Below are 22745 nucleotides of genomic sequence, written 5' to 3'. Positions count from 1 at the left end.
ATTCATCCCATCTCCTTCGAAAATTTAAGAACTAACATTTTTTAATAAGAGTTTACTTTTTGAACTCATGGAATTTACTCACTCAAGGAGAGGAATATGAAAAAGGTATTTTTAGGTGCCGCTACTTTAGCTCTTTTAAGCACAAGTGCTTATGCTACAAAAGCAAGACTTCTTGCTCTTGGTGATGAAGTTGAAGACAACTACTACACAATGGATGATCGTTATATCTTCACTAACGCTTCATTTGTAAACAACTATGGAGATATGGTTGTACTTGAGTACGGTGCAGAAGGTATTGGTTCTGGATCAGCAACTCTTGATACTGATGGTGACCCAAAAGCGATGGGTGGATTCTTTAAGAAAATGGGGAACTTCACTTATGGTCTTTACCTAGGTAACGAATCAAATATTTCTACATCTCTAAGAATTCTTGCATCAGCTCCAGCTGCTACAACAAACTACTTAGCTTCATCAGATAATCAACTAGAACTTTTCATTGGTGGAAAAGCTGGTGTTAACTGGGGTGCAGCTTTTGTTTATGCTTCTTCAGACAGAGACGTTACATCAATTGATGGGACAACAAATAATAAAATGGAAGACGAAGCAATGGCCGTTAAGCTTGGTGTTAACAAAGACAACTGGGATGCATACGCAAACGTTTCTCTAATGTCTGAGTCTAAGAACCTTCTATCAGGTAATAAGTTTGATGGAACTCTTGGTGTTCAAGTTGGTGGTTCTTACACAATCAATAAAGACACTAAATTCTACGGTTCATATAAAACATTTTCTTGGGATCAAGAAAGAGGTCTTGGAGCTGAAGATGGAGAGCTTTCTCGTCTAGATCTTGGTGCAGGTAAAGAATACAAAGTTGAAGGTGGAATGGTTTTCGTAAGAACTGCATTCCAAGTAATCAATGTAGAACTTAACGCAGTTCCTGGTAAAGCAAAGCTAGAAACAATGAATCTTCCAGTTATTATTGGTGCTGAAACTAAAGCAACTGATTGGTTAACTCTAAGAGGTTCTGTTTCTCAATCTGTTTACTCAAATGCAAAATCTACTGACCTTGGAAATGCAACAGGTGGACCAACTAATATTTTAGCATCAGCTGTTGTTGCTAACTACAATGGTTCTTATTCAAATGGTGATGCTTCATTTGAAAACACTACAAGAGTTGCTGTAGGTGCTACTTTAACTTATAAAACTGTTGATATTGATGTTTACACTGGTACAAATGGTGAAGACACTGATTCAAGAGTTGCAATGAAGTACAACTTCTAATTGATTTAAAATTTTTGATTGTATACAGAAGGCCGTGGAAGTGTAACCACGGCCTTTCTTAAAAAAAAGTAAAAAAAAATTGCACAGAAAAACAAAAAGGGTATAATTTAGTAAATTATTTTTTTAAATCGAACTAGAACGCTAGTTTAAATAAAACAAAACAAGGAGTAAGTTTTGAAAAAAATGACAGGTATTATCGCAATGGCAGTACTTTCTTCTGCAGCATTTGCAAACACAATCGTTCCAGAAACTTCACGTGATGGAAAAACTAAGAACTCTTCAGTTATCGCTACAACTGGTGAAATGAGAACTTTCGTAGCTGGTGAGTATAACTCAAAAACTACAGAAGCTGATACTGCTGGTGCACCAGAAGTTGATACAACTAACATGAATGTTTACGGTGCATGGTCAAACAAAATGTTCTCTGTAGAAGCAGATATCAACATGGGTGAAGATGCAGATACAGATAATGATTCATACGGTGTACAAGCTGCATACAGAATCAACAAGCAATTTGCTGTTGGTCTTGGTTACACAATGATGTCTCAAGATACAACTCCAGAAACTGATATGTCTAAACTTGAAATTGCTGGTTCATACAATATGAATGACCTAGTAATTGGTGCTTCATTTGCAATCAACTCTTATGAGCAAGGTACAACTGATGGTTCATTCAACACTCTAACTGTTGGTGTTGGTTCAAACGCAAACAACATGTCATGGGAAGCTGGTCTTACTTACACAATGGAAGAAGATGAGGATCTAGATGTTGGTTCAAAATTTGAACTATTTGCTGGTATGACTAAAGTTGTTAACAACATCGAACTAGATGGTGATCTTTCTTACGAAACTGGTGACGCTTCAGCAACTGCTGGTGGTGACTACACTAACCTAGAGCTTAACTTTGATGCAGAATTCCTAGTTGGGAAAATGTTCTACATCACTCCAGGTCTTAACTACTCAAGTGAAGATGATAATGGTTCAGAAACAAACCAACTTGATCTATCTGCTGACTTTGGTTACAGAGCTAACAAAATCGATGCTACTTTTGGTATTGACTATGCTGTTATGGCTGAAGAAAACAACGTTGATTTCGATTCAATGGCTTGGAAAGTTAACGTAGCTTACAACTTCTAATTTTAATTTTAAAATTTAGAATATACGTGAAGGGAGACTTAGGTCTCCCTTTTTTTTTACATTGAAAATATTTGCTTGTGTTTTCATTGCTGTATATGGAAAATATTTAGTATAGTTATTTTTTAAGGAGTAAACATTGAAAAAAATATTAAGTTCTGTTGCCGTAATTATGCTTTCATCTTCCACATATGCAAATATTATAGTTCCTGAAATTTCTAGAGATGGTAAATCAAGAAACTCTTCAGTTATTGCTACTTCACAAGAAAAGAGAAAATTTGTTTCTGTTGAATATAACTCTTCAACTTTTGAAAAGGACAACGTTGACAGTGAGCTAGATAGAAATAGTATTGATATTTATGGAGAATGGTCAAATTCAATGTTTACGTTTGCTGCTGATTTAAGAGATGGAAAAGGCGACTATCATCAAGTCGCTGATTATGATTATGATTATTATAATATCGCTATTGGCTACCGTTTAAATGAGAGACTCTCATTAGGTCTAGCTCATACTGTTGACAAAGAAGCTATTGACTCTGCAGTCGTTCATACTGACTCACAACTCCCTGAAACAGAATTTGGTTTATCTTATAAGTTAAATAATTTAGTTATTGGAGCATCAATTGCGCATCATTCAAGCGATAGAAAAACTACGATAAAGTCAATTAGCTTAGTTAGAGAAACTGAAGGTGATTGGTATGGATATCGTTTGGGTGTTGGTTCAAACGCAAATAACATGTCATGGGAAGCTGGTATTGAATATAATGCTGAAGGAGATTCGAGTTCTGATACTACAAAGCGTGATTCAAAGTTTGGAGTATTTGCTGGTATTACTAAAGTAATTAACGATATAGAGTTTGATGCAGATATATTTTATATAACTGGTGATAACTTAGTAGAAACAAATTTAAGTAGTAACGACTATAAGAAATTAAACGTAAATCTTGATGCTGAAATTTTAATTGGTAAAATGTTCTATGTAACACCTGGACTTTATTATAATGATCGTGTTGTTGGACCAGTTGAAGAAGACTCGCTAGGTCTTTCTGCTGATTTTGGTTATCGTGCAAATAGTTTTGATGCTACTTTAGGAGTAGATTATCAATTATCAGGTGAGTATATAGATGGTACTGGCGCATATGATACTGACCAAATGGCTTGGAAAGTTAACGTAGCTTACAACTTCTAATTTTAATTTTAAAATTTAGAATATACGTGAAGGGAGACTTAGATCTCCCTTTTTTATTTCTAACTAACTCATTCAAGCCATCATTTTTTTTAATTAAATTAAGTTTTTATTTTTTTCATCTTAGTTGAAAATTTGCATATACAACTTTTATGGAGGAATAAATGAAGAATATCTTTATGGCCGCAACTCTAGTTGGGCTTACAACGACAGCGTTTGCGAATACGATAGTTCCCGAAACGTCACGAGACGGTAAAACAAAAAATAATTCAACAATTGCAGTAACACAAGAGATGAGAACTTTTGTTGCGGCTGAGTATAATTCATCAAACTTAGAACCAGATAGTGGTGGTGATATTGATACCACTAACTTTGATTTTTACGGTGCTTGGTCAAATAAGATGATGTCAATCGAAGCAGATCTAAATTTTGGAAATGTTGATACTGGTGCTACTGATACTGATAGTAATACATATGATATCAAAGCAGGCTTCAGGTTATCAGATCAATTTGCTCTCGGTATCGGCTATCAAATGGTTGATACAGATCCTGATAGTGAAGATACAGTTATTGAGATAGCAGCTTCATTTAATATGAATGATCTAATTATTGGTGGGTCTTTTAGTCTTGTGGATGAAGATAATGGAACTATAGATGGTTCTCATAATCGTATCATCTTAGGTGTTGGTTCAAATAAAGATAATATGTCATGGGAAGCGGGACTTCAGTTTGATCTTGAAGAGAAAGATGATGCTATTAAGTCTCCTAGTCGTACAAAAATCTTTGCGGGAATGACTACTGTATTAGATAGCACAGAGCTTGATGGTGATATTGATTATACAACTGGAGATTTCACAACAGCTGGTGGTGACTACTCTATGTTTCATTTAAATTTTGATGCTGAATTTATGCTACATAAGATGTTCTTCATTGCTCCAGGTATTGAATATACACTTATTGATAATGATGGAACAGACACAAAGCAACTCGATCTTTCTGCAGACTTTAGATATCGTATGAACGGAATTGATGCGACATTCGGTGTCGATTATGCAGTTATTGGCGAAGTTGGATCTGTCGATTACGATGAAATGGCGTGGAAGGTTAATGTAGCCTATTTATTTTAAAAACTGATATTAATCAAATATTTGTCATAAAAAGGGAGATTTTCATCTCCCTTTTCTCTTTGTATAATCTAATAAAATATTCATACGCCCTAGGAGTTCGAGTTGAAGTCGAAAAATATCTTATGTCTAAGTGTACTTTCACTTATTAGTACCAATGTAACTGCAAATTTTATTCTTCCTGAAATTTCACGCGATGGTAAAACTTTAAACACGTCTGTTATTGCATCATCGCAAGAAAAGAGAAATTTTGCGGCGGCTAAGTATGAATACTTAAGCGTAGAAAGTGATACGAATCCAGTCGTTGAAATTAAACAAACTGTTCCAGGTGTTTTTGGTGGATTTTCTTCAAATGGATTCAATGGACAGTTAACTGTTGATATACCTACTTTTGATATTGAAGGTTCTAAAAATCATGCGACCAACTTCTCATTTCTCGGTGGATACCAAGTAAATAAGAAGCTAACTTTAGGGCTTGGTTACACAAAGTCTGAATTAAATATTTCAACAGATGAAAGCATTATTTCTGCCGGTGGAAGTCTTAAAGTTAATGACAAGGTTTTAGGTGGTTCTGTTGAATATGTTGAAAATAAAACTTCTGCCACAAAAGGTGGATTCTTCGTTCTAAGTGCAGGCTTTGGTCAACAAGATTCTAAAAATAGTGTCGAAGCAGGTGTACAACTAAAGACTGAAGGCTCTGATGATTTAACGACTGGTAAGAGATTCACTCTTTTTAGTGGTATGACAAAAGTAGTAAATGGAATTGAAATTGATGGTAGCTTTACATATGAATTTGGAAACTACTTAAAAGATGAAGATAATACATCAGATGGAAATAACTTTAATGCTCTATACTTCGAATTTGATGCTGAATTCTTATTAGGATCAAGCTTCTATATTACTCCGGGAATAAATTATTCGGCTGAAAATGCTCCAGGTGTCTCAAGTGACACTTCTGACGTAAGACTTAAAACTGATTTTGGCTATCGTACAAAAAGACTAGATGCAACAATAAGTGCAAGCTATATTTTTGTTGGTGAAGAAAATGATATCGACTACGATGGCCTTGGTTGGTCACTAAACGTAGGATATTTGTTTTAATTAATTTATTTTAAAGTATAATAAATCTTAATATTTATTTTATTGCTTCAAGGAGGAAGATTTGAAGAAGTTTATTAGTGCAGTTGCTCTAGCAGCACTTTCGACATCAGCATACGCTAACGTATTAATGCCAGAAATTTCACGCGATGGTAAAACAAAAAACACATCAGTACTTGCTGTTTCTCAAGATAAAAGAAGCTATATTGCTGGTGAATATACTTCTCAGTCCCTTGAAACTGATACGACACCTTCAGTTGATCTAGATATTACTTTTACAAATTTATTTGGTGCAGTTTCAACTGATACATTTTCATTTGAAGGTTCTTATTCAAAAAATAAAATGGAAACGATGGGTGCAGAACAAGATCTTGCAGAACTTAATCTATTAATGGGATTTAGAACTGGTGGAAACCTAACTCTTGGTTTAGGGCTATCTGTAGATGAATTGACTGAAACTATTGATGATACTGTTCTTGAAGCAGGTGGAACTATGGTTGTTAATGGAACTACCCTAGGTGCTTCACTTGCTCATCATATGATTGATACTCCTACAACTGAAGGAGATTATACTGTTCTTACTCTTGCTTTTGGTAAACAAGATAAATCTGTTTCTTGGGAAACGGGAATTCAATATACAACTAAAGGTAACGATGCTGTACTTGCAGATACTCGCCTAGGAGTTTTTGGTAACGGTACAATGATTGTTAATGATGTTGAATTAGATGGATCACTATCTTATGAATATGGTGATTACTTACAAAATCGTGCAACAGACAACGATTATTCTCAACTTGAAATCTCTCTTGATGCAGAATTCTTAGTTGGTCCAACTTTCTATATCACACCAGGTGTTTATCACTTGAGTACTACGTTACCTAAAGCCGCTGACTCTGATTCATCAATTCTTAGCGTAAAGTCTGATTTCGGTTATAGAGCTGATGGTCTTGATACTACTTTTGGACTAAGCTACTCAACAGGTGAGTTAGAAGGTATTGATGCTGATGGTATAGGATTTAACTTAAACGTTGGTTACAAGTTCTAAGATTTATTTATAAATTTTATATGTGGACGGGGAGGCTTTGGCCTCCCTTTTTTTATTTTAATTTTCTCCTATAATTCTTTTTTTAAGTTATTAAAATTAAAGGAGTAATTTTGAAAAAAACACTAAGTACAATTTTATTATCATCACTAACTTTATCAGCAGCTGCTAATACAATAGTTCCTGAAACTTCACGTGATGGAAAAACTCTTAATAATTCTGCAATCGCAGTTTCGACTCAACAGAGAACATTTGCAGGAGCGATGATCGAAGATACTGAAGACACTTCAGGATTAGCAGCATTTGGTGCTTATTCATTTAAAAACTATTCAGCAGAAGGTGTTGTTGATTTTGGTGATGGTTATAATTCAATCAATGCTAAGGGTGGAATGAAGGTCTCAGATGACTTGGCCATTGGACTTGGAATTGATTTTAATAGTTTTGATTCTGATGCAAAAGACATGGCCATTGAGTTTGCAGCTTCTACTAAGTGGAAAGAGTTTATTGTTGGTGGATCTGTTACATATAATTCTCAGGACTTGGTATTTGTAGATGGAAGTTATCTTTCTGCGACTGCCGGTATTGGGCAAGTGAATAAGAAAATGACTTGGGAAGCGGGAATGACTTATGCGCTTTCATCAGATGATCTAGGTCGAGATGATAGATTAAATCTTTTTGGTGGTTTAACAATGATCGTTGACCAAATCGAATACGATGCTGATATTTCTGTTTCATCAACTGACGGACTAAATATTTTCTCTGACAATATAATCTCTCTAACTGGTGATGCTGAAATTTTAGTACAAGATCGATACTACGTAACTCCAGGTGTTATGTGGGATATCGTGGATTACGATTTTGAATTCGATAACTTAGCAGTTTCAGGTGATTTTGGTTATCGTAAGGATAAAATTGACGCAACTGTAGGTGCTGACTTCTTCTTAGGTGGAGATCTGAACTTAAAAGTAAACGCTGTTTATTTCTTTTAAATATCAGGGAGGTTTTGACCTCCCTTTTTATATCCTCTAGAATAAAATCAAATTATTTAAGAGGGATTATGAAAAGACAAATTTTTGCACTATCACTACTATTAACATCAACAGCATTTGCAAATCGAGTTATGCCTGAAATCTCTAAAGATGGTAAAACGAGACATAGCTCTTCAATGGCCGTAGCAAATGATCGTAGACAATTTTTTAACACACAATTCGAAGGCGGAAGTGCAGAGATTCAGGATATCGATACTCTTGATAGTTCAGACTTTGATATTAATGGTGCTTTTGGGAACCGTGTATTTTCAGCAGAGTTTTCATATAATGACAATGTTGGATTTGCACAGACTCAGCCAATTATCACAGAGGTTGGCCACAATAGAGAAGCTGTTCTTCTTATGGGATTTAGACCTGTTGATTTAGTTTCTTTTGGTTTTGGATATAGAAATATTGAAAGAGACCTTCAAAATAAAAATATCAATACATTCGAAGTTGAAGCTTCAACTATGTTTAATTTTAATCGTGTAAGCTTTGGTGGAGCCTATAAATACGTAAAGCCAAATTCAAAAAAGCATGGTTACTACACTGATCTAACACTTGCTGGTGGCTATCTTGATGAAGTTCTATCTGCTGAAGCTGGTCTTAGTATTAAAACAAAAAGCCAAGAGCTTAATCGTGGAACAAGAAAAGAATTTTTTATTGGTGGAACAAGAAAACATAGTAATTTAGAGTTTGATACTGATTTTGAATATGAGTCAGGAGATAATGGATACGCTTCAGGTGATTATAAGAGAATGAAGTTTAACTTTGATCTTGAAGTTCTTTATACAAAATATCTCTATGTTACTCCAGGTATTGAATATCGAAAACTTGATATTAATAACTCATCATCTGAACAAATCTATACTTCTATGGATTTTGGATATCGTGAAGCGGGGATGGATATAACTCTAGCTTTTGACTATCTTGCTGATGGTAGTCTTGAGATTGCTAATCAAGATATTAAGCTAGATCAATATCGAATTACACTTGGTATGGGTTATCAATTTTAATATTGAATAACTCTTAATGCTTCGTAGGCCACAGTCGTGGCCACGTTTGAGAGATTTAACGATCTCACATGCTCTGAAAACATTGGAAGACAAAATAAACGATTAGGGTAGCTATCAAAGATATGCTTTGGTAGCCCTTTTGTCTCTGAACCAAAGACAAGATAGCAGCCTTTAGTGTAGTTTCGTCCATAGAAATGATTTTCTATGGCCGTCTTTGTATAGAAGAAAAGATTTTCTTCATCTGGCTTTTCATTTTCTATGAATTCTTCCCAGTTTTCGTATTCTGCAACTTCTACATATTTCCAATAATCAAGTCCCGCGCGTCTGACGGCCTTCTCTGAAAGATCAAATCCGTAAGGCTTAATAAGGACTAGTCTTGCACCAAGAGCGATACAAGTACGCCCTATACTCCCGGTATTTCCGGGAATATCTGGCGCATATAGAACAATGTTAAAAATTGCGTTACTACTCACTGGGATGACTTCTTAGTTTTGCTTTAAGAACTCTACAAGAGATCTAATCACAGTTCCTGAAGCACCTTTTGGTGGACAGTATGGTAGGTGAGATTGAGAGTCACCAACACCTGCGATATCAAGGTGTGCCCAAGCAATATCATTTTTGATGAATTCTTGTAGGAAAGCAGCAGCTTTAGCTGTACCACCAAAAGAAGAACCACCGATATTTTTAAGGTCAGAGATTGTACCTTTCATGTCTTTTGTCCACTCAGGGATAATTGGAAGTTCCCACATATACTCATCCGCTGATTCAGCAGCTTTAAGAAGGTTTGCAGAAAGCTTTTTGTCATTTGACATAAGACCACAAACTTCAGTTCCAAGAGCAACTAGACAAGCACCAGTAAGAGTTGCAGCGTCGATGATTGCATCTGGTTTTAGATCACAAGCATAGTCTAGACAGTCAGCAAGAACTAAACGTCCTTCAGCATCAGTGTTTAGGATTTCAACTGTTTTACCATTTCTAGCTTTTACAATTGAGTCTGGCATCGTTGCATCAGCGTTTACTGCGTTATCTGTCATACCTAGGATACAAGTGATTTTTACTGGAAGTTTCATTTTAGCAGCAGCTCTAAATGCAGCATAAACAGTTGCAGAACCTGCCATATCAAACTTCATATTCATCATTGATCCACCTGGCTTAAGAGAATATCCACCAGTATCAAAAACTAAACCCTTTCCTACGAAAGCGATGTGCTTCATGTTCTTAGTAGCTTTTGTTGGAGTATAAGTAAGGTGAACAAGTTGAGCATCGTATGCAGAACCGTTGTTAACAGATAGGAAAAGATCCATTTTTTCTTTCTTAAGTTCTTTCTTTCCAAGGATCTTACACTTTACACCTGCGATACCTTCAACATCTTTTTTAACACGCTTTGCGTATTCAGTTGAACGTAGAACGTTTGGTGGCTCGTTAACAAAGTCACGTGCAACATTGATCGACTCAGTTACAAATTGTGAATCTTTGATAACTTTATCAAAGTCTTTCTTCTTTGCAGCTTTTTCAGCAGTATCAATGATTACTTCTTTAAGAGCAGCTGGCTTTGATTCTGAAAGATACTTATCAAATTTATAAGCAGACATTTCAAAAGCTTCAACTAGAACTGCTAGAGACTCTTCTTTTTTCGTTTTAAAAGTAAACGTATCAAAAGCTACAGCAACTTTCTTGTACTTAGAAACAAGTTTATAAGTTTTCGCTAACTCTTTTCTAATGTCTTCAGTTGTAACTTTAGTTTTGTCACCAAGTCCAACAACTAAAACGTCGCTACCATAGTGGTTGAAAGCATAAGTAGTACCTTTTGTACCATTGTAATCAACTGAGCTATTCATTGATTCAAAAGTAGCTTTAAGCTCTTTTGGCCAACCTGTAAGGGCTACAGTTTCTACTTCTTTTTTACCTTTTTTTGTTTTTGTTGAATAAGCACCAATTACATAACAATCAGCACTTGAATTTTCTTTAGAATTTAAATTCAAAGTGAATTTCATATTTGCTCCTTAAAAGGGGGTTTCAAAGTGATTTAAGAGGGTATAAACTAGCAGTAACTATACAAAAAGACAAAGTATGACAACAGTCGCTAAGGGTTTTCATGGACGCAGTCAAAAAGATCAAAGATTTAATCCCAACTAAGATATTTCAAAGATACCTTGCGTCAAACTTTATTGTCCCTTTTGCGATGAGTCTTACTTTCTTTGTTGCCTTCCTCTTAACGACACAACTGTTCAAATTCATGAGGCTTGTGACAAAAAAAGGTGTAGGAATTTTTCAATTTTTAGAAATTCTTGGCCATATCTCTATTAGTTTCATCCCAATGGCGACTCCGTTATCGATTCTTTTTGCAATGATCTATACACTAAATAAATTAAGTGAAGACTCAGAAATTGTTGCATTGAGGGCCATGGGAATTAATAAGCACAGAATTTTTTCTCCTTATTTTATTATCTCAATTCTTATTGCTGTCTCTGTCGTTTCTTTAAATACGAATATGATTCCTACTTCAAAGAAAATATTCAGGAATACTTTTAAGCAACTTGGATCAAAGGGAATTCTGACAGATATTAAAAAAGAACAATTTTTTACAGAGATTCCTGGGGTAATTCTTTTTGCTGAAGATGTGAAGGATGATGGAAAGATATTAGAAAATGTTTTTTTGAGAATCTCTTCTAAAGATGGTGTTGATAAAGTAATTATGGCCAAACTAGGAGTCTTGAATAAGCCAAAGTCTGATGGAGACTCAAGTGGTTTAAATATTAGATTTGATTTTTTCAATGGAAGTATTATTTCTATTGATAAAGAAGGCCATGAAGTAGAGAAAATTCTATTTGAAACGTATGAATATCCAATAGTAACAGGTCAGAGTTTTTCGAGTGTTAACAAGGCAAGTATGATGTCATCTAACGAGCTGAGAAGACATATTAGAAAGCTAAAGGGCCAATTAAAAAATACTAAGACGAAGAAGATAAAGGATAAGCTAGAAGATGATATAAGAAAGGGAAATATTGAGTATTGGGAACGTTTTACGATACCTATTCAATGTATTGTTTTTGCTCTTTTAGGCTTTGTCTTTGGTGTAAAAAAGGGGAGAGGTGCAACTCGTAATACTAGTGCATTAGCTCTTTTGGTAACGATTGTTTATTACACCCTTTATTTCTCTGGTGTGTCTGTTGCTAAGAAAAGTAATTTACCAATCCCATTAGTCCTGTTCTTACCAGCGGTAGTCACAGGAGCTATTGGAATTAGTTATTATAAAAAATTAGATTGGAATTCTTAGTTTTGAGAATTTTCTTTTTGTTCTAAATATTCTTTAGATGTTTGAACACCACCGTTTTTATCAAAAATAAACAGTGGTAACTTGTAATCTTTTGCAATTTCAACTGGGAAAACTAAGCTTTTGACCCCTGAACGAGAATTCATACCTAGTAGTTCACCATTATAAAATACGTTTAGAGCATCAATATTTCCTAGGCGCAGTAGAATTTTATCACCCTTAATTAGAAGATACCTTCCTTCTTTAAGCGTGAACTTTTTGATTGGATCTTCATCACTTTGATAAACAATCCAAGAATCACCAGTCATAGCTTTTAGAAAAATATTTTGTTTTCCATCTTCAAATGCAGCTCTGATATTTGCTGGAATAATCTCATTCTTCTCATCTTCTGAGATATCCTTGAATGCAAAGAGTGGAGAAGGAAGGTTGTAGAAATTAAGCTCTTTTTCTTCTTTTTCTTCTACCTTTTTTTCTTCTGGCTTTTCTTCTTTTTTAGTTTCAACGATAACTTCAGGTTTTGTCTCTTCTACTACTTGCTCAGTAGCATCTTCACTTGTTGCTTCTTGTGAAGTTGTTTCTGTCTCTTCAACGCTTTCTTCTTGTAGCGGAGTGTTCTCATCTAACACTTGTGCTTCGACAACGACTTCTTTAGTTTCTTCACCAGTATCTACTTCTCTGGATTTATCAAGATTAATAAAAATAAAAATACCAATAGAGAAGGCTGCAACAACACCTAGTAATTTATATTTTAGAGAGTCCGAAATTTGAACTTCCTTTTTAACAAGATCCTGCTTCTTCTCTACGTTTGCTTGAGGGAAGTCTGTTGCTTCAAGCGGTTGTGTCTGTTCACTTGCAGCTTCGCCATAAAGCTCTTCAAGCTTTCTTGTTGCTTCTTCGACATCGATGTCATAAGTTTTTGCCAGTGTCTTAACGAAACCTCTTACGTAAGCGATGTTAGGTAGTCGCTCGACGTCGTCCGCTTCAAGTGCCGAAAGGTTTGTTAGGTTGATTCTAGTATGTCTGCTTACTGCTTCGATACTTAGATCTTTCTTATCTCTGGCCTTTTGGAGATATTTTCCTAGAGATAGGTTTTGGGCTTCTTTTGCAACTTCCTGTTCCATTATTACGCCTTTTTAATTATAAATTATCAGTTTCAAATTTGTTTGAGTAATAAACATTCTTCATTAGATTATTCTTGATTACTAAGCTTCTTTTCGCATAATCAGTTCTTGGGAACTGCTCAATAATTTCGTTGTAAAGAGGTAGTGCCTTCTTAGCTTCACCAAGAGAACGATAAATTTCTGCAAGTTCAAACTTTGGTGCAATCTCTTTCTTACATTCACCTGTTGTTGCAATATTTAAGTTCTTGATGGCCTCTTTGATATTTCCATCTTTCTTATAGATTAGGGCCAATTGATAAGGAGCAGGACAATAGTCTAGTGTGTAGCCAGTAACTTCTTGAAGGTACTTAACTGCTGCATCTTTGTTTCCTCTCTTAAGTTCTATAAGAGATAGGTTGTACTTAACTCGATAGTTGTAGCGATAAATAAGGTCTTTTAAAACAATTTTGTAGTGCTCTTCTGCTTTATTGTAATCACCTTCTTTGAAATAAATTGAAGCAAGGTTATTTCTAGCGTCTGAGTTTTTATTATCTATTTTAATCGACTGATTAAAGTAGAACTTTGCTTTTTCTGGTCTATTTTTAAAGTAGTATGCAAGACCAAGATTGTTTAAAGTTTTTGTATCATTAGGATTTAATTGATTCGCATTCTCTAAAGCTTCAAGTGCTTGAGAGTAATCCTTATCGATCATTTTTTGAGTACCATATGTATAGAAGAGCTCTGCCTTCTTTAATTGTTCTGCTTTCTGATTCGAAGAACATGAAGTCGTCATGATTCCAATTAATGTTGCAAATAGAAAAGTAACTGTAGTTCGTTTCATCATTTCACCAAAAACGTTAGATTAAAAAGAGAATATACTCTTTAATTGTAATGGCTTTCAGTGCCCATTACAATGTTAATCTAAGAACTTACAATCGTTACCTATGCGCAAAGAAGATAACTGATTCAAAGTGTCGGGTACCAGGAAAAAAGTCGAACATGTGCGACTCTTCAATACGATATTCTGATTGAATTTTATGGGTATCTCTGGCCAGAGTTTGGTTATTACAACTGACATATACGATATGTTTTGGCTTTAGGATTTTAGTGAATTCATCAATATTTTTAAGTCCACTTCGAGGAGGATCAATTACAAGAAGATCAATTTCTGTAATTGCCATTTCCTCTAGCTTCTTTATGGCCGTGTGGTGGTAGATATCTAATTCAATATATTCCTGATGCTCTTTATTTTGTAACTTGATAAATTTAGTCGGAGTTGCATCCATGACAACAGTACGATGTGAAAGTGCTTTTGTAATATTTCCGCTTCCTCCAAATAAATCAACAGTGATAGAGGAGTTACTTGTGACTTTACTCATATATTCATTAACTAGTGTTAATAGGCGTTCATTCATCGGTGGATTTACTTGTAAGAACCCTTCCGCTGAGTAGTAGGAATCAAATGTTTTTAAGATTTTTCCATCTCGTTGAAATAATTCAACATGGCCTTTGCTTTTTTTTGCATCACTTTGCCAGTCTTCATGAAGCACTGCTAATTCACTATTAATGTCATCATTTGCCATTAAACAATTTTTAATTGTAATGATTTTAGAATTTGAATCGTTAAAAAAGCCAAGAGAGTTGTCCTTCTTATTATAATGAAGTTGAATACGATTTCGATATTTATAGCGTTCGTCTGCTTTATGAATAATCAGAGATTCACTTAAGTCGATTTTAAATTGGCGACTAAAGTTGTCGAGATAAGCTTTCTTTTTAAACTCAATCTCATTTTCATAACTAGTATGTAGGAAGTGACAACCTCCACACTCGCTATAGTAAGGACATTCAGAACCAGTACGTAATTGGGACTTCTTAGTTAACTCGGTTAAGCTTGCAAATTGAATACTTTTCTTAGACTTGTATACAAGGGCCTTTCCTTCTTCTCCGGGAAGTGTTTTTTGAATAAAAGCAATTCCATTTGATTTCGATACACCTTGACCAAGAGAGTCGAGGTGTTCGACTTTGAAATCGATTGGGAAAGTTTTTGGAAACTTGATCTCTTTGTTTGGTTTCTTCTTTTTAGTCATAGGAAAATATGTCTCAATCTGCTATAAGTATCAACTTAGCTAAATTAGTAATATTATTAAAGAATATGGCATCATTATTACAAAAATTGTCATTCCTGTTTGAACTTTTTTTCAACGGTAGTTTTATCCTCTTATTCACTCTCTACGATAATAAGAAGATCCCGGCCAGTTGGAATCAAAAGTTTATCGTGAATACCCTAGACTTAATGGTTTGGGTAGTCCCAATTGCCATTGCTTTAACGGTTATTAAGAACATGATTGAAGCAAAAAATGGTGAAGACTTTTTTCGTCGATACTCATTTTCTTTACTCGTATTTATACCGACACTCATTACTTGGGGTGATTTAAAGTTTACCTATTTGCTCGCCAGCGCGCACTTACTCTCGACTATTTTATCTTTATATGATGATGGGGGAGAACCAACAAATCGAGAGTATAAGAATCGTTTTGATACGCTCTTTAGTAAAATCAAATTAACGTCTGCTCAGCTTGTTCTCTTCACCTTTGGTGGGGTTATCATGGCAGGGACTTTATTACTCATGCTTCCTCTCTCTGCTGCAGATGGAGTAAGTATCAGTTTTGTGGATGCCCTCTTTACTGCAACCTCGGCAACTTGTGTTACAGGACTTTCAACCCTTGGAACGAATACGAGTTTTAGTGTGGTCGGACAATTGGTCATCTTAGGACTAATTCAAATTGGTGGTCTTTCCATTATGACCCTTTACTCTTCTATGGCCATTGTTCTAGGTCGATCGATGAAGATGAAAGATCGTATCATCATGCAGGACCTTCTCGATGTTTCTTCTCTGGAAGAGCTCTTTGCTATGATTATCAATATTGTTAAATATACTTTTATTATTGAGCTTTGGGGGGCCATTATCTTAACGATTGGTTTCACTTTCGAAGGCTTTGAATTTGGTCAGGCAATGTACTACGGATTCTTCCATAGTGTTTCTGCATTTTGTAATGCTGGTTTTGCTCTATTTGATAACTCTCTTGAAAATTATGCTACTAATCCTTTAATTCACGGAACTATTGCAATTCTTATTTCTCTTGGAGGAATTGGTTTCATTGCTCTTAAGGAATTAAAGGAAGTTGTCACTAGAGAGAAGACGATTGTTCGTTTAGGGATGCACACTAAAGTTGTTCTTATAACTTCATTAGCTCTTACTGTTGGTGGTGCAATTTTTATTTTCTTTGGAGAGTTTCTTGGTGCTCTCGATAGCTATAATCTTTGGGAGAAAATTCAGATTTCTGTCTTCCAATCAATTACCCTTAGAACTGCTGGATTCAACACGATTCCTCTGACGAATCTTCATTCGTATACGATTTATATGATGGCCATGTTTATGTTCATCGGTGGTTCACCAGGTTCGACGGCCGGTGGGGTTAAGACGACGACTCTTGCTATTCTTGTTCAGTCTATTATATCAACACTAAAAGGTGATAAAAACGTTATGATGTTTGATCGCAAAATTGCTGGACCTGTTGTTGTTAAGGCAACAGCACTTATGTTCATCTCTATTGTCGTTTCAACATCATTTATTTTTATCATGATGAAAATAGAGCCAAATCAAAACTTCTTACCACTTTTCTTTGAAGTTCTAAGTGCAGGGGGAACAGTTGGGCTCACTCTTGGAGTTACTCCATTTTTAACAGTCGCAGGGAAAGTTGCAATTTCTATTCTGATGCTTATTGGACGTATTGGTCCTTTAACTCTAATCTTAGCAATTGGTGAGAGACAGAAATACTCAGGTAAATTAGACTACCCTGACGGACGAATAATGATTGGTTAAAATTAGATAAAGGATTTTATATGCTAGTTGCTGTTATCGGGCTAGGGACATTTGGAGCAAAAACTGCGGTTGGACTTTTTGAAAAGGGAGCCGAGGTAATTGCTATTGATAAGAATGATGAGCTCGTTGATAAAATTAAAGACCGTACAACACACGCTGTTGCACTAGATGTTACTGATGAAAGATCTCTTCGATCTGTAAATATTTCTGACGTTGATACTGCGGTTGTTGCCATTGGTGACAATATTCAGATGTCGATTATGGCCGTAACAATGCTTCGAAAGCTTGGTGTAGGTCGTGTAATTGCCCGTGCTACTTCAAAACTTCACGAGCACGTTCTTCATGAAATTGGTGCTTCTGAAATTATTAAAGTTGAAGAGGAGATGGGGGAAATCGTCGCTTCTAAGATTATTGCTCCTCACGTTCTTCAGCGTTATAACTTTGCGGCCGGATATTCTATTGTCGAGCTTAAGCTTGGAAAGAAATTTGAAGGAAAGACTCTGGTAGAGAGTAAGATTCGTCAAAACTATTCACTTAATATTGTTGCCCTTCAAAAGAAGGTTCCATATATCACTGAAGACGGTAAGTCTGCTTATCGTATGGAAATTAACGATTGTCCAATGCCGATGGATATTATCGAATCAGATGACATCGTTGTTCTAGTTGGAAGTGAAAAGAATTTTAATAAACTTTTTGCTGATCTTGAGGATGCATAAGTCTTTGACGTCGCATAAAGGGGAATAATTTTGAATTTATCACTAAGAAATCGAGTCGCCTGGAGTTTTTCATTTGCAGCAGCAGTTGTAATTCTTCTAGCGTTCATCGTTTTTTATCATTTAAATAACCTCAATAAAGAAATTGAGTCGATTACTGATCGTTCAAATAAAGTAACTCTTATTACTGACGAGGTTAGGATTTCAGCGGTTGCGATTTTAAAGAATCAAAGAAGGATTCTCACAAAAAAACCAACTCCAGAGATGGTGGAAAGAATTCTAAACCTTTGTGAGTCTTTTACATCACAACTTCAAAGACTTGATACTCACTACGATGAACCAGAGGTTAAAAAGATTATTGGACAAATGCTTTCTTATACCGATTCATTGAAGGTTATTCTAAGTAAAGCTTCTTTATTCCATCGAAATAATATCGGAATGACTTCCATAGGTGAGCTGGCCGATAAAATTCTTGATGCATTCTCTGAGTTTCAAGACATTCAGTATTATCAGAATGTGGAAAGAGAAGAGAAAATTAAAGGAATCATCAACGAAACTAAACGCAAGATGATGATTACTCTAATTATTGCATTTCTTTGGACGATTATTTTAGGTCTAGTTATCCCTGGTAAAATTGCTTTACCATTTAAGAAGATTAAAGATGCTATTCGAGAGCTACAAGATTGTAACTTCGACGTTTCGATCTACTATTCGCAAGATGACGAGATTGGTGAGATTGCTCAAGAGATGAATAAGATGATTCACTCTTTCAAAAAGTTTGAAGAATTACGTGCAGATAAGATTGTTGTAGAGAATAGAAAGTTTGATGTACTTGCCAATATGGTTAAAAGACCTGTTCTTTTAACAAATGCCAAGGGTGAGCTCATGTATATGAATAATCAGATTTATCAACTTCTTCAGGTTCAATCTGAAGATACAATTGGTAAAGTGATGACAGACTCAATTATTCCTCAATGCATCATTGAAACATATGAACTTGCCATTAAGCGTCGTTCTAAGATTGAAAACCAGGAAATCAAAATCGCTAAGCGCGATGACTCAGCTAAATCAGATAAAGAGATTGGAGATAAGATTTCTGTAAAGGTTGATATCGAAGGGGATGAAGCAGGTGAGTCTCATGAAGATATCGAGGAAGTAGTTGAATATATTTACGAAGGCTATGCGTCAGTAATTCCAATTCGTGGACGCGACTCGTCACTAGATTATTACTTAATGGTAATGTCAAAAGAAGTTCAGGCATCTTAAGTATTTAGGTGCCTCAAAACTCTCGAAAATATAGTTATCCCTAGAAATATGTGCTATGATTCGTGGAATTTAGCGGAGTTATAGATACAATGATTGATAGGAAACTAATTCGAAATTTTTCCATTATTGCACATATTGACCACGGGAAATCGACTCTTGCGGATCGTTTAATTGAAAAAACAGGTTCAATTACTGATCGCGAGAAATCTGATCGTATTCTCGATAATATGGAGCTTGAAAAAGAGCGTGGGATTACCATTAAGGCACAAACTGTTCGATTGAACTACAAGGCCCGCGATGGACAGACTTACTACCTAAATATCATCGATACTCCGGGTCACGTTGACTTCTCATATGAAGTTTCAAGATCACTTGCTTCTTGTGATGGTGCTCTTCTTGTTGTTGATGCCTCTCAAGGTGTTGAAGCGCAAACTCTTGCTAACGTTTATATGGCCATGGAAAATGATCTTGAAATCATGCCTGTCCTTAATAAAATTGATCTTCCTCACGCAGATGCAGAACGTGTTAAGCAAGAGATTGAAGATGTTGTTGGTATTGAAGCATTAGATGCTGATGAAGTTTCAGCTAAGTCAGGACTTGGTGTAGAAGACCTACTTGAATCGATTATTGAAAAAATCCCTTGTCCTAAAGGGGACCCAAATAAAGATCTTCAGGGTCTAATTTTTGACTCATGGTTTGACCCGTATCAGGGTGTAATCTTCTTACTCAGAGTGGTTGAAGGTACGATTAATAAGAAAGATATTATCTATCTTAAGAATTCAGATCAAGAATATGAAGTTCTTAAGCTTGCTGTGAACACTCCGTTCTTTACTGAGGTAAAAGAGCTCGGTGCCGGTGAAGTTGGGATGGTTATCTGCGGTATTAAAAATATTCGTGACGTAAAGGTTGGGGATACAGTTGTTAATGCTAAGAAGAAAGATACGCCAAGTTTAGGTGGATACGAAGAAGTAAAGCCAATGGTTTTCTGTGGTATCTTCCCTGTTGAATCTCATGATTATGAAGTATTAAAAGATGCTCTAGAAAAACTAGCGCTAAATGATTCTTCATTTACATACGAGCCTGAAACATCTCAGGCACTAGGCTTTGGTTTCCGTTGTGGATTCCTTGGTCTACTTCACATGAATATTATTCAAGAACGTCTTGAGCGTGAATTTAGTTTAAATTTAATTTCAACTGCACCTTCTGTGTCTTATAAAGTTAAGATGAATGACGGTGAGATTGTTGATGTTGAAAACCCTTCAACAATGCCTGAGCCTGGAAAATTTGAAGAAATTACTGAGCCGGTTGTTTCAATCTCAATTCACGTACCAAACGAATTTGTTGGTAAGATTATTCGTCTATGTGAGGAAAAGCGCGGTATTCAGACTGATATGAAATATATTACTGAAGAGCGTGTGCAGGTTACTTATGATCTTCCACTAAGTGAGATGGTTTTTGACTTCTATGATAAGTTAAAAAGTTACACTAAGGGATATGCATCGATGGATTACGAGTTCAAAGGTTATCAAGCCTCAAAACTTGTTAAGGTTGATGTCCTTTTAAATAGTGAGAAAGTTGATGCTCTATCAATTATTTGTCACGTTGATAATGCATACTATAAGGGTCGTGATCTTGTAGGACGATTAAGAAAGATTATTGATCGTCAACAATTTGATATTGCCATTCAGGCTGCAATTGGTGCTAAAATTGTTGCTCGTGAAACTGTAAAGGCACTTCGTAAGAACGTACTTGCTAAGTGTTACGGTGGTGACGTTTCAAGGAAGAGAAAACTACTTGAAAAGCAGAAAGAAGGTAAGAAGAGAATGAAGATGGTTGGATCCGTAGAAGTTCCACAAGAAGCATTCTTGGCCGTTCTTGCTGTTGATGAAGAAAGTAGTGGTGGGAAAAAATAAACATGGAAGAATTGAGAAGTATTTTAGACGATGCTGTAACTAAGTTTTCGTCGAATGAATACTATGACAAATTAAGATCAGCAAAAGAAGAGTATTTTAAGCTTGCTGGGAAATTATCGGAAGAAGATGAGGATTACGAATCTCGTATGAATGGATTCGTTTACTGGTATATCACTCAACGTGACTTCGATGATAATGGGCCACTTATTAAGAAATTTGTTAATGAAATCTCAATTGAAGAAAATCAAAAAGATTCAATGTTAAGTATTAATCATTCTCTTTTTGAATACCGTGGACAAAATCTTTTTAAAAAGCATGTCTTTAAAGACATTCTACATAATACTAAATTCTATATTCCTAAGAATGAGTTTACGTTACAACTAGTAAAAGATGACTTATTCATTGCTCGAACAATTTCTCACGAAGGAAAGACGATGTTATTAGATGATATCTCTGTTCTTCCTTATGATGCGAGAGGGCCGCTTGTTAAGGAATCTAAGAAAGTCAGAAAGCTAAATGATCGTAAAAGAGATATGCAATTTCTTTTAAGGATTGAAGCTTTAAAGACTAAGTGGCGTCAGTACGGCCATATCGATCCGAAAAAGATTTTTGTTTTTAACTAATTTACTTAATTTTCTTCAAGTGCTTCAGCTTCTTTGAAGGTGTGCTTCTTTTTCCAAAGAACGTATGGAATGACACCTAGAAGATTCACTGAAATTGCTACTAAGAAGTAGAGATTGAAAAATGAAGCACCTTTATCTTGTCCCAGTGCCTTAAAGAGCTCTTCAAAAACAAGGTGGCCAACACCTGCTCCTGCAGGAGATATTGGAATAGCTATTGAAATCAGCCCAATAGGGATAATACTGAAAAGTTGTTTAATTCCAATATTTGTATCTAGGAAAGAATGAACTAAGCTCCAGAAAGCGCTAATTGCAAAGATGTGGACTATCACTGAGAGGCCAATTGATTTTAATATCACGCTTCGACTTTCACCAATTTTCCAAAACGTTTCAGTAATATTTGCAATCTTATCTCCAACAATTGGTAGAATTTTTATTAATTCAATGACATGTCTTTTAATTCTTACCGGCATAAAGAGTACTAAGACAAAACCAAGTGCACCAAGTAGAAGCATAATATTGAATGAAATAAGAGGTTTTACCTTTGGTGATAAAACGATCAGTTCCGAATAAAAGTAAATCGAAGAGGTGCCACCGACAATTAAAAGGCCAATAAGGCCAATGATTCGATCAATAAGTGCAGTACTTAAAAGAAATGATCTTTTTAAATTTCGATCACAATCTCTAACATAGAGAAGTTTTAAGAAGTCACCAGTTACAACACCAGGGAGAAAAGTGGAAAAGAATTGTCCAATCAAATTAATTGGATAAATTTTCTTTATATGAATCTTTTCACTTTTTGTTTTAAGGAGAAGTGACCAGCGAAAAGCTGCAATAAATGAACCACACACTAACAGAGTAAATGAGATCAGGGCCCATGGACCATTTTCAAGTACTTTGTTTATTAGCCCAAGGTCAAGCTTGTCTGACTTTGCAAGCCATGTCAGGATAGCAATTGCGAAAACTACTTTGAGAATTGTCTGGAATGACGCCTTGAGCATACTGTTGAAGTCCTTATTTAGACTTAAAACTTAGCATAAAAGGTGCTAATCTAGTACCAATTTTTAAAA

General features: G+C 35.4%; 20 protein-coding genes. 14 read left to right on the top strand and 6 right to left on the bottom strand.

The window, feature by feature from the left end; all coding sequences use genetic code 11:
• Positions 1-96 precede the first annotated feature (96 nt).
• The 8 genes from ABMA70_RS07140 to ABMA70_RS07105 all read left to right on the top strand — a co-directional run bounded on the left by ABMA70_RS07140 (position 97) and on the right by ABMA70_RS07105 (position 8906).
• Positions 97-1278 (top strand): hypothetical protein, encoded by a 1182-nt coding sequence (locus ABMA70_RS07140; RefSeq protein WP_392990755.1) that lies wholly within the window; start codon positions 97-99, stop codon positions 1276-1278.
• A 183-nt stretch (positions 1279-1461) separates the two neighbouring features.
• The gene (locus ABMA70_RS07135) at positions 1462-2415 is read left to right on the top strand and encodes a porin (protein ID WP_392992267.1); all 954 of its coding nucleotides are present in this window, start codon (positions 1462-1464) and stop codon (positions 2413-2415) included.
• Positions 2416-2551: 136 nt separating this feature from the next.
• Entirely contained in the window at positions 2552-3601 is a 1050-nt protein-coding gene (locus tag ABMA70_RS07130; protein ID WP_392857499.1) for a hypothetical protein, read from the top strand.
• A gap of 161 nt (positions 3602-3762) precedes the next feature.
• On the top strand, positions 3763-4725 hold the full coding sequence (locus ABMA70_RS07125; RefSeq protein WP_392990757.1) for a hypothetical protein: 963 nt from the start codon (positions 3763-3765) through the stop codon (positions 4723-4725).
• A 102-nt stretch (positions 4726-4827) separates the two neighbouring features.
• Positions 4828-5823: a hypothetical protein gene (locus tag ABMA70_RS07120; RefSeq protein ID WP_392990758.1), complete on the top strand. Its 996-nt coding sequence runs from the start codon at positions 4828-4830 to the stop codon at positions 5821-5823.
• 61 nt (positions 5824-5884) lie between these two features.
• Positions 5885-6865 (top strand): hypothetical protein, encoded by a 981-nt coding sequence (locus ABMA70_RS07115; protein WP_103218914.1) that lies wholly within the window; start codon positions 5885-5887, stop codon positions 6863-6865.
• 110 nt (positions 6866-6975) lie between these two features.
• A complete protein-coding gene (locus tag ABMA70_RS07110) occupies positions 6976-7851 on the top strand; it encodes a hypothetical protein (protein WP_392990760.1) in 876 nt (291 codons plus the stop codon).
• A 68-nt stretch (positions 7852-7919) separates the two neighbouring features.
• Complete coding sequence (locus ABMA70_RS07105) at positions 7920-8906, top strand: hypothetical protein (protein ID WP_392990762.1); 987 nt, start codon at positions 7920-7922, stop codon at positions 8904-8906.
• On the opposite strand, the gene ABMA70_RS07100 is transcribed toward ABMA70_RS07105, so the two are convergent.
• The gene (locus tag ABMA70_RS07100; protein WP_233189732.1) at positions 8903-9379 is read right to left on the bottom strand and encodes a tRNA (cytidine(34)-2'-O)-methyltransferase; all 477 of its coding nucleotides are present in this window, start codon (positions 9377-9379) and stop codon (positions 8903-8905) included. The genes ABMA70_RS07105 and ABMA70_RS07100 overlap by 4 nt on opposite strands.
• Before the next feature lie 12 nt (positions 9380-9391).
• Positions 9392-10900: a leucyl aminopeptidase gene (locus ABMA70_RS07095; RefSeq protein WP_103218917.1), complete on the bottom strand. Its 1509-nt coding sequence runs from the start codon at positions 10898-10900 to the stop codon at positions 9392-9394.
• Positions 10901-11001: 101 nt separating this feature from the next.
• Between ABMA70_RS07095 and ABMA70_RS07090 the strand changes: the two genes are divergently transcribed.
• Complete coding sequence (locus ABMA70_RS07090; RefSeq protein ID WP_392990765.1) at positions 11002-12183, top strand: LptF/LptG family permease; 1182 nt, start codon at positions 11002-11004, stop codon at positions 12181-12183.
• Here the strand turns inward: ABMA70_RS07090 and ABMA70_RS07085 are convergent.
• The 3 genes from ABMA70_RS07085 to ABMA70_RS07075 all read right to left on the bottom strand — a co-directional run bounded on the left by ABMA70_RS07085 (position 12180) and on the right by ABMA70_RS07075 (position 15367).
• Positions 12180-13301 carry a RodZ family helix-turn-helix domain-containing protein gene (locus ABMA70_RS07085; protein ID WP_103218919.1) on the bottom strand — a complete coding sequence of 374 codons (1122 nt, stop codon included), beginning with the start codon at positions 13299-13301 and terminating at the stop codon, positions 12180-12182. The genes ABMA70_RS07090 and ABMA70_RS07085 overlap by 4 nt on opposite strands.
• Positions 13302-13317: 16 nt before the next feature.
• Positions 13318-14121 (bottom strand): lipopolysaccharide assembly protein LapB, encoded by an 804-nt coding sequence (locus ABMA70_RS07080; RefSeq protein ID WP_158246932.1) that lies wholly within the window; start codon positions 14119-14121, stop codon positions 13318-13320.
• A 97-nt stretch (positions 14122-14218) separates the two neighbouring features.
• Positions 14219-15367 (bottom strand): class I SAM-dependent RNA methyltransferase, encoded by a 1149-nt coding sequence (locus tag ABMA70_RS07075; protein ID WP_392990767.1) that lies wholly within the window; start codon positions 15365-15367, stop codon positions 14219-14221.
• 65 nt (positions 15368-15432) lie between these two features.
• Here ABMA70_RS07075 and ABMA70_RS07070 point away from each other — a divergent pair, with 65 nt between their 5' ends.
• The 5 genes from ABMA70_RS07070 (at position 15433) to ABMA70_RS07050 (ending at position 21678) form a co-directional block, all read left to right on the top strand.
• Positions 15433-17163: a TrkH family potassium uptake protein gene (locus ABMA70_RS07070; RefSeq protein WP_158246933.1), complete on the top strand. Its 1731-nt coding sequence runs from the start codon at positions 15433-15435 to the stop codon at positions 17161-17163.
• A gap of 20 nt (positions 17164-17183) precedes the next feature.
• Positions 17184-17879 carry a TrkA family potassium uptake protein gene (locus ABMA70_RS07065; protein WP_021266154.1) on the top strand — a complete coding sequence of 232 codons (696 nt, stop codon included), beginning with the start codon at positions 17184-17186 and terminating at the stop codon, positions 17877-17879.
• A gap of 30 nt (positions 17880-17909) precedes the next feature.
• Positions 17910-19142, top strand: coding sequence for a HAMP domain-containing protein (locus ABMA70_RS07060; protein WP_103218923.1), 1233 nt, complete (start codon positions 17910-17912; stop codon positions 19140-19142).
• A gap of 89 nt (positions 19143-19231) precedes the next feature.
• A complete protein-coding gene (lepA, locus tag ABMA70_RS07055; RefSeq protein WP_146037906.1) occupies positions 19232-21055 on the top strand; it encodes a translation elongation factor 4 in 1824 nt (607 codons plus the stop codon).
• Between the two features lie 2 nt (positions 21056-21057).
• On the top strand, positions 21058-21678 hold the full coding sequence (locus ABMA70_RS07050; protein WP_103218924.1) for a hypothetical protein: 621 nt from the start codon (positions 21058-21060) through the stop codon (positions 21676-21678).
• Positions 21679-21683: 5 nt separating this feature from the next.
• Here ABMA70_RS07050 and ABMA70_RS07045 read toward each other — a convergent pair whose 3' ends face one another.
• Positions 21684-22676, bottom strand: coding sequence for a lysylphosphatidylglycerol synthase transmembrane domain-containing protein (locus tag ABMA70_RS07045; protein WP_392990769.1), 993 nt, complete (start codon positions 22674-22676; stop codon positions 21684-21686).
• Positions 22677-22745 lie beyond the last annotated feature (69 nt).

The organism is Halobacteriovorax sp. XZX-3, assembly GCF_043196495.1.
Lineage (GTDB): Bacteria > Bdellovibrionota > Bacteriovoracia > Bacteriovoracales > Bacteriovoracaceae > Halobacteriovorax_A.
The sequence above is the reverse complement of the archived record's forward strand: the minus strand, read 5'-3'. Positions and strand labels throughout refer to the sequence as shown.